This is a genomic window from Pseudoalteromonas sp. MMG033 (genome assembly GCF_057197785.1).
In genome coordinates, this window is sequence record NZ_CM170070.1 from 2,402,362 (window position 1) to 2,416,830 (window position 14,469).

General features: G+C 45.1%; 2 protein-coding genes. Both read left to right on the forward strand.

Translation table 11 applies throughout. From position 1 onward, the window contains the following. Window position 1: 1 nt before the first annotated feature. The gene (locus AC2CZC_RS10520) at window positions 2-3,433 is read left to right on the forward strand and encodes a non-ribosomal peptide synthetase (protein WP_484584788.1); all 3,432 of its coding nucleotides are present in this window, start codon (window positions 2-4) and stop codon (window positions 3,431-3,433) included. Then, complete coding sequence (locus AC2CZC_RS10525; protein WP_484584789.1) at window positions 3,433-14,469, forward strand: amino acid adenylation domain-containing protein; 11,037 nt, start codon at window positions 3,433-3,435, stop codon at window positions 14,467-14,469. The genes AC2CZC_RS10520 and AC2CZC_RS10525 overlap by 1 nt, the downstream gene beginning before the upstream one ends.

Genomic DNA, 14,469 nt, shown 5'->3' on the forward strand with positions numbered 1-14,469 from the left:
CGTGTCTCTTAGCCAAGATTTAAAAAACACCCTACAACAATTTTTAGAGTCAGCGAAAAGTCGCAATATCGCATTTTATGTGGAAGATGGCCAATTGTGCTCAAGCGCCACAAAAGGCGCAATAGTGCAAAGCGATAGAGTATTTGTGAAAGCACATAAAGCGCAATTAATCGACTACCTTGAGCAAGCTCAGCATAAGTTTGCGCCGCTAAGTGATGCTGAAAAACAGACTGGCGTAGCTGTCTCTTTCTCTCAGCAGCGTTTATGGCTTTTGGATCAGCTGCAAGGTGGCTCACCAGAATATAATATGCCCATTGCCTTTGACGTGCACGGCCAGCTCGACCTGTCGCTATTAAATGAGGTGTTCACAGAGATCATTGCTCGTCATGAAGTATTAAGAACGGTCTATTTTGAGGCACATGGTGAGGCAAAGCAGCGAGTTTGTTCTCTCAGTGAGTTAGACTTTTCAATTTCGCTAGAAGATCTCAGTACTCATGAGCAAGGGAATATTGCACAGCGAGTCAAAGACAAGGTGCGCGCCGATATTCAAGCGCCATTTGATTTGTCCAAAGATGTCATGCTACGTGTCAGTTATTTGCGTACTGCCCATGATACAGGTGTATTGTTATTTAACATGCACCATATTGCGACTGATGGTTGGTCTATTGAAGTATTGGTCAAAGAGTTTTTCACACTGTATGACGCCTTTGCTAAAGGCCAAACTAATCCATTGCCAGCACTGCCAATTCAGTATTCTCAGTATGCTCATTGGCAGCGCACGCAGTTAGAAGGAGACGTGCTCGATGGCCAATTTGCATATTGGCAAAAGCAGCTGGCAGACTTGCCAGCTGTTCACAGCCTTCCGTTGAGTCGCTCTAGAACAGATTTGACACAACGTGTTGGTGCGACGGTCAATCGGCACTTACCGGCAAAAGTCAGTAAGCAGCTGGTTGCACTCGCAAAGCAGTATCAGATCACCCCGTTTATGTTATTACATGGCGCATTGTCACTCCTATTATCAAGACACAGTAATAGCGCCGATATTGTAATTGGTACGCCGATAGCGAACCGACTACATGAAGAGTTAACGCCGCTGATTGGCTTTTTTGTCAATACCTTGGTATTGCGTGTAGATACGGGTTATTGCACTTTGCCTGAATACTTCGAGCACATTAAACAAGTCCATGTTGATGCTCAAGAAAATCAGGATATGCCTTTTGAGCAACTGGTAGAGCGTTTGAATGTGCCTAGAAGTACGGCGCATACCCCGTTATTTCAGATTGTAATGAGCACCAATACGGATTTTGGCTTTGAGAAAAATGATTCACTTGCAACCCAATTGGCTGGCATTGGTTTTACGCCGTATAGTTCAGAAGAGACACAGGCTAGGTTTGATCTCGATATTATCTTTAATATCAAAGAAAGTGGCTTAGGGGTTTTTTGGACATATGACGCTGCGTTATTTGATGCCGCTTTTATCGAGCAGTTAAATGATCACTTATGCCGTTTACTAACTGGGCTAAGTGAGCTGACTTGTCTGGATGCTGAGCTGCGTAGTTTACCTATGTTATCTGCATCTGAGGTGACGCATTTAACTTCTGTATTGGATGGCGACAAAACGCCATACCCGAAGCAACTCTGTATACATGAGCTGTTTGAACAGCAAGCGAGTGCCCATCCGGATAAATTGGCACTGGTATTTGAACAGGCGCAGTGGACATATCAAGCGTTAAATGCGCGGGCAAATCAACTCGCACATCGCCTTGTTGAGACACAGCACGTCACACCGAATACGCTTATTGGCATTTGCTCTGAGCGCTCTGTACAGATGCTCATAGGCATACTCGGAGTATTAAAAGCTGGCGGCGCTTATGTGCCGTTGGACCCGAGCTATCCGCAAGCACGTCTTGATCATATGATTAACGATGCTGCGCTTAATACGATAGTGAGTTACGGTCAAGTTGAGGCCAGCGTCGCGGGATTTTCAGGACAGATTATCTCACTCGATGATGACGCAGGACTCGATGATTATGGGACCGATAACCTGTGTAAGTCGAGATTAGGACTGACCTCATCCGACTTGGCGTATGTGATATACACGTCTGGGTCGACAGGTCAGCCTAAAGGGGTGACTTTGGCACATCAAGGCGCTGTGAATTTGGCGCATTTTCAACATACTCGTTACGCGCTTAATGCGCATAGCCGTGTGCTCATGTATGCGAGTTATGGCTTTGATGCTGCAACCTCTGAATGGATGATGGCTCTGACTCGTGGCGGGACATTATATCTTTGCAATGAAGACACGCGAATTTCAACGGCCATGCTGTCAGATTATTTACTACAACATCAGATCAGTCACGCGACTTTACCGCCTGTGCTTTTACAACATTTGGAACTAAGAAATGACTACAGTTTAGAGTGTTTGTTGGTGGCCGGGGAAGCCTGCGATCCAGAGCAAGCCGCTCGTTGGTCGCAGCAGTATCGCTTAGTGAATGCTTATGGCCCAACGGAAACCACGGTTTGCGCATCCGCTGGTGATGTGAATGAGGGTCGTGTGGTATTGGGCAAAGCAGTTGATAACATGTCGCTTTATGTGATGACACAACAGGGCCAACTGACGCCGCAAGGGTGCCCTGGTGAGCTGTATATTGCAGGTGACGGTTTAGCCCGTGGTTACTTGAATCAACCTGAGCTGACTGAGCAAAGCTTTGTGTATTCAGATATTCCCGAATTAGCTGGGAAACGCCTGTATAAATCAGGGGATGTCGTCAAATTAGAGCAAGACAATCAGCTGACTTATATTGGGCGCGTTGGCACACAGATCAGTTTGCGTGGCTACCGCATTGAACCTGCTGAGATTGAATCACAGTTAGCTCAGCTGGAAGGCGTGCAATCAGCCGTGGTGAATGTACTAGAGCAAGATACGCATGCAAAGCAACTCATTGCCTATATTGTTGCAGATGACAGCGCAGACTTTGATGAACAAAAACTAAAAAAAGAGCTAGGTTTATCTGTGCCTCAATATATGGTTCCAAGCCGTATTTTGAGTGTGCCTGAGTGGCCCTTAACTCGCCACGGAAAAATTGACAAAGCGGTATTACCCACCCCTGATTTGACGAGTCTACAAAATCACTACGTTGCTCCTAGCAATGAACTTGAAATACAGCTGGTGGAAATTTGGGCTGAGGTGCTTAAATTGCCCGCCAATGAGATCAGTATAACCGCTGACTTTTTTGAATTAGGCGGTAACTCACTGCTCGCCACGAGTGTGGTAACCAAACTCCAAGAAATAGAAAAGGTGCAACTCTCCATGGTCCTTCTTTTTGATTACCAGACCATAGACGCACTCGCCGCGTGGCTTGAAGTGCAGCGCTCAATACGAAATTTACAAGATGCTATGCAAGATAGCGAACTTGAAGAGGATTTTTTCTAATGCTAGTAGCAGACATAATAAAAACAGCAGTTGAAGATGGCGTTTTACTCTTTATTAAAGAAGGAAAGCTGGCATTTAAAGCGCAAAAAGGGGCGCTAAGTGAAGAACTAAAAGCTAAGATTGTCGCTAATAAAGCGGACATCATAGAGTATCTTAAAAACGCACAAGCGACGGTTGAGTCAACGGCATCGGCAAAAACGCAAGTTACCGCACATGGCCAAATGGATAATATTCCGCTGTCATACTCGCAAAAGCGCTTATGGCTTATTGACCAATTAGAAAAAGTAAAATCTAACTATAATATTGCGGGCGCTGTTGAGATCAAAGGCGAGTTAGATATTGCCGTGGTTAAGGGCGTGTTTAATACCATATTAGAGCGACATCAAGTCCTGCGCAGCAATATCTTTCAAGATCAGCAAGGTCACCCTTATTTAAAAGTAAAAGATAATTACCACTTACCGTTTTTCTTTCATAACTTTATGGAAGAGGGGAAAAGTAATTCTGCGATAGATAAAATCTTGGCCACAGAGAAGGTCTATCAATTTGATTTACGTGAAGATGTATTACTGAGAATTAATTTAATACAGCGTCAATCGGACAACTATATTTTGATGTTCAATATGCACCATATCGCCTCCGATGGTTGGTCTATGGGCGTATTAGTCAGAGAGTTTGTGGCGTTATATCAAGCGACGATGGCTGGTACAGACGCAGCATTACCACCACTGCCTATTCAATTTTCTGATTACGCTATTTGGCAAGATGGCGAGGCTGAGCGACAAGTACTTGATGATCAAATGAAGTATTGGGAAGAGACGCTAGCTCACTTACCCTTGGTACACAATCTTCCCCTAGATCATGCCCGACCGATTGAGCAAACCTTTAATGGCGGCGTAGTCTCCAAAACATTACCTGCTGATGTCAGTGCGCGCTTAAATAGCTACTGCAAACAAAAAGGGATCACTTTATTTATACTGCTTCAGGCGGCGTACAATATTTTGCTCGCCAGATATAGCAATGAAAATGACATTGTAGTTGGTACCCCTGTTGCGGGACGTGTGGACAGTGAGCTGGAGCAGCTGATCGGCTTTTTTGTTAATACACTGGTATTAAGAAATAAAGTTGATTTGAGCATGTCGTTTACGGATTTCTTAGCGCAAGTAAAGCGCAATACATTAGATGCTTTTGCTCACCAAAAAGTGCCGTTTGATAAATTAGTAGAGAAGCTGCAACCTGCTCGCAGTTTGTCACACAGTCCATTGATACAGGTGTTATTAGTATTACAAAATAACGATATGGGTAACTTATCTGCGCCAGGCCTTGAGGTTGAGCAGTATGGTACTCAAATGCAGACCTTACGTTTCGACCTTGAGCTCAATGTTTATGAAACAGACGATGGAATGGCATTTGACTGGCTGTTTAATACCGATATCTTCAAAGCGCAAACCATTGAACGCATGGCAAGTAATTTACTAACGCTACTGGATACGTGTCTGGCACAAGAAAGCTGTGCGATAGGTGAATTGCCTTTATTGACTGAGCAAGAATATGGATTAGTACAAAACTACGCAAACGCTCAGGAGGTCACGCTTGGTTCAAATTCACTCATCGAGTTATTTGAAAGTCATGTGCACGCTCAGCCTGACGCTGTCTGTTTGATTGATAATGATGCACAGTATAGCTATGCGCAAGTTTCTAATATGGTTGACCGAGCAGCGTGGGCAATGCACGAAAAAGGGGTGAAGCCTGGGCAGCTAGTTGGCCTCAGTATGGAGCGAAATGCTGACTTAGTGGTTGCACTGTTGGCAATTTTAAAAGTGGGCGCCGCGTATGTACCGCTTGACTACCGCTACCCCAGTTCGCGACTCAATTATATTATCAAAGATGCCAATATTGATGTGGTGATTGTGGATAAAATTGCCGCTGGTGCGCTGGAAACAAACGTATCCACGCAATTATATTGGGAGGAGCTCAAAGTACATGTGGCAAAGGCGCACGATAGTGATGGCTTACCTCAGCTTGCGCAAGATAATTTAGCCTATGTTATTTATACCTCAGGCACAACGGGCCAGCCAAAAGGCGTGCTTGTTGAACACAAACATGTATTACGGCTGATGGAAAGTGCTCAACGTGACTTTACCTTTGGTGCTGATGACGTTTGGACGCTATTTCACTCTTATGCATTTGACTTTTCTGTCTGGGAAATATGGGGTGCATTAGGCTTTGGGGGCAAGTTGGTGGTTGTAGACTACGATACTTGCCGATCTTCTTATGATTTTCAGCAGTTGCTTTGCAAGCATAAAGTGACTGTATTAAACCAAACGCCGTCGGCATTTTATCAATTATCTCAAGAATCAAATGAAGCAAATTTACTTGAGGATTTGAGGTATGTGATTTTTGGTGGCGAGGCGCTAGATATCAATCAGCTTAGACACTGGTTTAGTCACTACCAGTTAGATCAGCCTAAGTTAGTGAATATGTTTGGCATTACTGAAACGACCGTGCATGTGACTTACTCTGAAGTTGCGCAAACGCAGCACCATGGCCCCAGTGTGATTGGCAAGCCATTAAGTGATCTTAAAGTGCGTGTATGCGATGAATATATGGCGCATACACCAATTGGTGTGGCGGGCGAGCTCTTAGTGGGAGGCGCTGGTGTAACGCGTGGTTATTTAAACCGACCAGAACTCACTGAGCAGCGTTTTGTGACCTTAGTGGATGAGCACAATAGAGCTGAACGCTACTATCGTTCAGGGGACTTAGTACGTTGGAATGACCAAGGAGAGCTTGAATATTTAGGGCGTATTGACCGCCAAGTAAAACTCCGTGGTTTTCGGATTGAGTTGAGTGAGATTGAGAGTCAGTTAGCGGCACATAATGATGTCAGTCAAGCTGTGGTTGTTCTGAACAAGGGGCAGGATGATGAGCAAAACTTAGTTGGCTATGTCGTACCAAATTCAGAACTTTGGGAGCAAACCCGTGATGTCAACGAAGGCCGTGTAAACGAGTGGCAAAATATATTTAATGAGAGCTACAGTAAATCGCAATCGCACCATGCGGGAACAGATCTTAACATCACCGGTTGGACAAGCTCTTATACCAATGAGTTAATCCCAGATATTGAGATGAAGGAGTGGGTTGAGCAAACAGTTGACCTGATCCATCAGCAATCGCCAAAGCATATTTTAGAAGTTGGCTGTGGTACAGGTATGTTATTGAGCCGCTATGCAGATGCTTGTCAAAGTGTTCACGCGCTTGATTTATCAGAATCTGCGCTGGCGAATGTGAGTCAATTACTGGCTGAACGAGATTGGCAACACGTTCACCTGTATCAAGGCGATGCACTGCAACTTGGGCAGTTTAGTGCAGGACAGTTTGATACCGTGGTGATCAACTCGGTTATTCAATATTTCCCAGATGCAGGGTATTTAAAGCAAGTGATTCAACGCATTTTACCTTTGGTTAAATCGGGTGGTCGGATTTTATTGGGAGATTTGCGAAATCACGAGTTATTGAGCGCATTTACCGCATCAGTTCTTATTGGGCAAACAGAGAAAAACGATACCATCGCGCAATTGCAAAGCCGTATTAACCATGAAATTCACAATGAAGAAGAATTGCTATTAAGCCCGGGCTTTTTTACTGAGTTGCAACAGCAGCATAACAGTATCAGTGAGTATCATGTGCACTTGAAATGTGGTCAATACGACAACGAAATGCAGCATTATCGCTATGATGTTGTCATTGAAGTTGAACATGACAAGGCCATTGAAACCCCATTTAGTCCAATTGAGTGGCAAGCATGGCAAAATGCTGAGCACTTTGCGTCTTTTTTAAAAACAACCCACAGTGATGCCATTGGGTTCAGTGGGTTACCTAATTCACGTATTGCTCAAAGCTGTCAATTATTAAAGAAAATGGATGCGCTTGAGTCTTATCTGGACATAGATACCTTACTTAATGCACTAGAGTTGCCTCAAGTCAATTCGCTGTGGCAGTTAAAAGACAGGGCAAAACAGCATGAGTTTGAGCTGTATGCAACATGGTCAGGTGATGATGCTAGCTGCGTAGACATTATCCTTACTCGTAACGGAGCGGCTGCACGGATCAAAGGTCGTCAGCCATATAAACACAAGCGACTGCACAACTATCCACAGCTGGGCAGTGTCAGTGATAGTTTATTACCGGCTTTAAAGCAGCATTTAAGCGAGCAGCTACCTAGCTTTATGATCCCTTCACAAATTTTATTGCTTGCTGAAGTGCCGATCACAGAAAATGGTAAAGTAGATCAAATAAAACTGCCAAAGCCACTGTTGGGCTCTGCGGGGGAGTATGTTGCGCCGACAACAGATGTTGAAAAGCAGGTACAAACCATTTGGCAGAAAATTCTTAAGCTTGATGCGATTTCTGTGAATGATAACTTCTTTGAGTTAGGTGGCCATTCATTACTTGCAGCGCGAACAGTTAATGAAATTCGCAATACGTTGAGTATTGAATGTTCGGTTCGAGCGTTATTTGAATCGCCCACCATTCGCACTTTAGCGGCAAGTCTGGCACAAAATGAACAGGAACAGCTTCGCACTGCTATTGAAGTGGTAGAGCAGAGAACAAATTTACCTTTATCGTTCTCTCAACAGCGTCTTTGGTTTATCGATCAATTAGAGCAAAGCAGCGTTCAGTACAATATCAGCAGCGCGCTTAAAATCACCGGCAACTTCAACTTGGCAATCGCTGAACAAGCGATGGCAATGTTGATTGAGCGTCACGAAGTGTTGCGGACTGTGTATGTTGAACAAGCGGGCTCGCCATCGCAAGTGATCCGCACAAACCCAGAGTTTAGCTTGCAGCAATATGATTTATCTCACCTTGCACACAGCGAGCAGCGACAACAAGTTAATCACTTATTAAATGAACATGGTCATCGTGATTTTGTGCTTGGAAATGATTTGATGATGCGTGCCATGTATATCCATTTAGGCAATGAGCCAAGCAGCGGTATTGTTCAGTTTGTACTGCATCATATTGCGGCTGATGGTTGGTCTCTGGGGATTTTGCAGCGTGAGTTTGTGGTGTTATATGAATCTTTACAGCAGGGACGAGAAGTGGTGTTACCTGAGCTGGCTATTCAATACGCAGATTATGCTGTTTGGCAACGAAAATGGCTACAAGGTGAGGTACTTGAGCGCCAGGTTAATTACTGGCGTGAGCAGCTAGCAGATCTTCCCGCGGTACACAGTGTGCCTTTGGACAACCCGAGGCCAGTTCAACTGTCTCAAAATGCCGCTTCTCATGGGGTGGCGCTATCTGCGCAGGTAAGTCGTAACTTACGCCTGCTCAAGGATAAGCATAATGTGACAAGCTTCATGCTATTACATGCTATTTTCTCAATGCTAGTTGCACGTCATAGTAACCATGATGACGTGGTTGTGGGCACGCCAGTTGCGAACCGATTGAATAAAGAACTTGAGTCTGTGGTTGGTTTCTTTGCCAATACTCAGGTGCTGAGAGTGCACTGCGATCCGGCGCAGTCTTTTGGTGAGTTTTTAGCGCAAGTTAAAGAAACCCACTTAGATGCCCAAGAACACCAAGATATCCCGTTTGAGTTTTTGGTTGAAGAGCTTAATCCGGTGCGTAGTCAGTCACATTCGCCGCTATTCCAACTGGTGTTTGCAATGGATACAACAGACAGTAGCGTCGAGTCTCCGTCTAGCTTGACCATTGAAGGTGTCGGGAGTGACCGTCAGCAAACCGCGTTTGATTTGTCTGTATTTGCCACGGATCATGGCGAGCAGATCACCTTTAGCATTGAATATAATGCCAATTTATTTAATCACGAGACCATTAAGCGCTTTGCACAGCACTTAAGTGTGTTATGTGAGGCCGTGTCAGTTGATTGTGACAAAGCGTTGGGCGCATATCCAGTGATAAGCGCAGCAGAAGCCAAATACGTTGCTGAGCAATATAATAATACTGCACAGGTCGTCGGTGATGGCACGCAGCACACGCTTTGTATGCAAGAGTTATTTATTGCACAAGCGTTGAAAACACCAGATGCAATAGCGATTGAAGATGAACATGGCAGCATGAGCTATGCTCAGCTCTTAGCTGCGTCCTATACATTATCACAGCAGATAGCGCCTTTATGTCAACAAACAGATAGCTTGGTTGGTGTGCGTCTGGATAAAGGTCGCCACCAAGCCATTGCGTGTTTGGCAATTCAAATTGCAGGCGGTGCATATTTGCCACTTGATACCGAATGGCCAACCCAGCGTTGCTTGGGGATTTTAACCCATGCCAAAGCCGTTGCCGTTGTGAGTTCATCAGATGAGCTTGCGCCGTTTTTCACCATAGCGCCGAGCTCAGAGACATCGATGGGGATGAGTGCATCACTTCGTGAGTGGGCGTCGCAATATCGTGCACCACAGAAAAAGACCGATCTGGCCTATGTGATCTTTACCTCGGGCTCGACAGGTAAACCAAAAGGGGTGGCGATAGAGCATCACTCTGCAGTGAACACCATTTTAGATATTAATGACAGATACCAAGTCACCGCAGAAGACAAAGTCTTGGTGGTGTCTGCACTGACTTTCGATTTGTCTGTTTACGATTTATATGGCTTGTGGGCCGTAGGGGGCTGTGCAGTTTTCCCTGCGAAAAACCGACAAAAAGAACCAAGACATTGGATGGAACTGGTTGAGCAACACCAAATTTCTATTTGGGACACGGTGCCAATTTCAGCGCAATTACTGGTTGAACAATATGAGCAAGCCGATTTGGCTCAATCTAAGACAATTCGAGTTGTCATGATGAGTGGTGACTGGATCCCACCGAGTTTACCAAAGCGCTTGTGGCAAGTATTTGGTGATATTAATGTCAATAGCCTTGGCGGTGCGACAGAGGGGTCGATATGGTCAATTACTTACCCAATCAAAGAAAATACTGAGCACCTGAAAAGTATTCCGTACGGTTACCCACTGGCTAATCAGTCATTCTATGTATTAAATAGTCATCAGCAGCTATGTCCAATGGGGGTTGATGGAGAGTTATACATTGGCGGTGTCGGTGTGGCGCGAGAATACCTCAATGACCCAGAGCGCAGTGCGGATCATTACATATGGTGTGAGCACCTCAATCAACGACTCTATCGCACTGGTGATTTAGGCAAACTGACTGAGCAAGGATATATCGAGTTTGTCGGTCGAGTCGATAACCAAATTAAACTCAATGGGTATCGAATAGAGCTGGGTGAAGTACAATCACTGTTAAAGCAGCGCCCATCTGTTGAAGACGCATTGGTGATTATCTGGGATAGTGAAGACGCTGGGCAGCATTTACTGGCTTATGTGATTTTCAATGATGAGACACTGCAAAGTGACGCGGCCAGACAAGCGAGTGTGCAGGTATTAAAAGATTATTTAACCGAGCACTTACCGAGTTATATGCTGCCACGTTTTTATGAAGTGCTTGACGCATTTCCACTAAGTGCCAACGGCAAGCTAGATCGCAAAGCATTACCTGTGCCTGATCTAACCGCGTTGGAGGCCGAGTTAATTGCACCGGAAGGTGAAGTTGAAATTCAGTTAGCGGATATATGGGCTAACTTATTGAATATCTCTACACAGCGGATCGGGCGTTATTCGAACCTGTTTGATTTAGGTGGACATTCGCTATTGGTGATTAGGCTGACCAGTGAGATCCGAGCCACATTCAATAGAGAAGTCTCAGTCAAATCAATTTTTGAACACAGTACATTAGCGGCGATTGCAAGTTTGATTGAGCATGGTGAACATGTAGCGAGCACCGCAATAGAACCAGTTGAACGAACGCAAAACTTACCGTTATCGTTTGCTCAGCAAAGACTATGGTTACTTGATAGCGTTAATGGCAGCAGTGTCGAATACAATATGCCAGCTGTATTTAAGCTCAAAGGTCGATTTGATGTGGCTGCGGCAAATCAGGCGTTATCACAGGTGATAGCGCGTCATGAGAGCTTGCGTACTGTGTTTGTGACAAACAATGGCGAGCCAATTCAGAAAATCAATGATGCGGCCTCATTTGCACTGACGATAACCGATCTATCAGCAATGCCAGAGCATCAACAGCAGTTAGCACTGCGCGAGGCGGCAATGAAAAGTGCCGGGCATGTGTTTGATTTGAGCAAAGATCTGATGCTAACAGCAGAATATATGATGTGTAGTGAGCGTGAAGGATACCTCTTGTTTAATATGCACCATATTGCCACTGATGGCTGGTCAATGGGGATTATTACTTCTGAGTTTGCGAAGTACTATCAAGCAATTCAACAAAATGTAGACGTGCAACTTGCCCCACTGGCCATTCAATATGCAGATTATGCGGCTTGGCAACGAGCACACTTACAAGGCGCACAATTTGATAAGCAGGTAGATTATTGGCAACGTCAATTAGAAGAGCTTCCAACGGTACATAGTTTACCACTAGATTTTCCTCGTCCAGAGGTTAAGCAGCAGCAAGGTGCTATTCATACAAGCGAATTATCAGCAGCACAGGTCGAGCAGTTGCAGCAACGCTGTCGAGAATTTGGTGTAACCCCGTTTATCTGGATGCATGCGGTATTGGCTGCTGTGTTAGTACGACATAGTAATACTCAAGATATTGCCATAGGTACGCCCGTGGCAAACCGAACTCAGCCTGAGTTAGAGTCCTTGGTTGGTTTCTTTGTTAATACACTAGTGCTAAGAACGCAACAACAACCAAACTGTAACTTTAGACAGTGGCTGGAGCATGTTAAAGAGGTTAATCTTGACGCTCAAGCGAATCAGGATGTGCCTTTTGAGCAATTAATAGAGCTGTGTGATGCGCCTCGTAGTCGTGCTCATAGCCCGCTGTTCCAGATATTATTCTCAATGGATACAACGGAGCAAACGAGGCTTGAGTTACCTCAGTTGGAATTGATACCAGCTCAGCAGCAAACACCTATGGTGAAGTTTGATTTAGAAATATCTGTTGAGATGCAGGACGATAAAGCAACTTGGGTGTGGCGTTACGATACCAGTTTGTTTACTGCGGAGCATATTAGTTTATTAAGCGAGCATACAATACGACTGCTGGATTGTGCGTTGGCACAGCCAGACAATGCATTGAGCACAATGTCTATGTTGTCACCGGCTGAGTTTAATCTACTCAATGAGCGTGTTAATAATACGCCTACGGCAGTGCTCGATGAGGTTACGTTACACGCTTTATTTGAGCAACAAGTGGCGAAGACACCTAATAATATCGCTGTTTGGAGTGAAAACACTGCGCTGAGCTACCGTGAGCTTAATGACAAAGCCAATCAGCTAGCACACTTTTTACGTGCACAAGGTGTCGGTCATGAAACCCTAGTCGGTTTGTATATGACGCGTGATGCCGATATGTTAGTTGGTATATTAGCGATTTTGAAAGCGGGTGGTGGTTATGTGCCACTAGACCCACAAAACCCGAGTGAACGACTGCAATATATGTTGGCGGATACTCAGGTTGAACATGTCATTGCAAATGAGGTGTTAGCGGGTAACCTCGACGCGTATGAAGGGGCTGTGTATGTCATTGAGACAGTGTCATTGCAGTCTTACTCGCAGCAAAACCCGGCGTCATGCTCGGAGCAAACAGCACAAAGTTTGGCGTATGTGATTTACACATCTGGCTCTACTGGCAAGCCAAAAGGCGTCATGTTGCAGCACGATGGTGCGGTAAACTTAGCCCGTTCACAACAGCAAAGGTTTGCTGTTGAGAGTCATAGTCGAGTATTACAGTTTGCGGCGATTGGCTTTGATGCTGCCGTATCTGAATGGGTGATGACATTGCTAAGCGGCGCAACATTACATATGTGCCCAGAGCCTGCGCGATTGTCTATGCCACTGCTTTCAGAGTGTTTGGCAGAGCATCAGATAACGCACGTGACATTACCGCCAGCACTGTTACATGATTTGCCACTGCGTGACGATTATGCGCTGAAAAGCTTAATTCTTGCGGGCGAAGCGTGTGAGCAAGCACTGGCTGATAAGTGGCGACAACACTATAAATTGATCAACGCATATGGCCCAACAGAAGTGACCGTATGTGCCACAACCGCGCAAATTGATGAGCATGGGATTGTGTTAGGACGAGCACTGGATAATTTAGAGGTATATGTACTTAGTCCTGACAATCAGCTGGCACCAAAAGGCAGTTTAGGTGAACTCTGTGTGTCTGGTGTGGGCGTTGCAAGAGGGTATTTAGGCAAAGCGGAGCAAACGGCAGCACAGTTTATAGTGACCGACATTCCTGAGTTAGCAGGTAAGCGGTTATACAAAACGGGTGATCTTGTGTGCTTCAATGTTGATAACCAGTTGAAGTATGTTGGGCGTGCCGGAGAGCAAGTAAGTCTGCGCGGTAACCGCGTCGAACTCGGTGAAGTTGAGCAACAGTTAACGCGTCTACCTGGCGTGGCATCTGCACAGGTCTCATTGATTGGCGAGCACAAAGCATCACAGTACCTACTTGCACATGTTGTGTTAGAGCCGAATACAAAATTTGATGAGCAGCAGCTGAAAAGTGCCATGGCACAGAAAGTACTACCAATTATGGTGCCTTCTCGCATTATGGCGTTGCCACAATGGCCGTTGACCATCAATGGAAAAATAAACAAAAAAGAGCTGCCACAACCTGAGGTTGAGCAAGAACAACTTACGGTCGTGCCTGCGCGAAATGAAATAGAAAGCCAGCTCGTAGAAATATGGGCTAAGTTACTCAATAAAAATAATGAGCAAATTAGTATTTATGCCAACTTTTTCGAGTTAGGAGGCAACTCACTACTCGGAATAAGGCTTATAACAGAAATTGAAGCCACCTTTGCTGTGCGTATAGAACCTGCGGAGTTATTCTCAATGCCGACTTTGGCTGAGTGTGCACAAGGGATCTCGACTCAGTTAGAAAACTTGCAAGGTTTAATGACGCTTGCAGAGGAAGCCGTGGCTGAAATGTCTGATGAAGAAGCCGCCAAACTGTTGGCTGAACTAGAAAGCGAAGTGTAG